1 protein-coding gene is annotated in these 269 nt (G+C 47.2%); it reads left to right on the top strand.

The annotated features are described in order from the left end of the window. On the top strand, positions 1–269 hold a 269-nt coding region (locus tag AC0L3S_RS39395; RefSeq protein ID WP_473285355.1), incomplete at both ends, for an AIDA repeat-containing protein.

Raw genomic sequence — 269 nt, 5'->3', positions numbered from 1 at the left:
AACGACGGCGGAATACAAACAGTTTCAGCTAACGGAGAGGCAATAAAAACAAAGATCAATGAAGGCGGTACGCTGACAGTCAACGATAATGGCAAAGCGACAGATATCGTCCAGAACAGCGGTGCCGCTCTCCAGACGAGCACGGCTAACGGTATTGAAATCAGCGGTACTCACCAGTACGGTACTTTTTCCATTTCCGGCAATTTAGCGACCAATATGTTGCTGGAAAATGGCGGTAATTTATTGGTATTAGCAGGTACCGAAGCTCG

It is taken from the genome of Bradyrhizobium sp. Ken01 (assembly GCF_055807355.1).
This window is presented reverse-complemented; position numbering and strand designations above follow the sequence as displayed.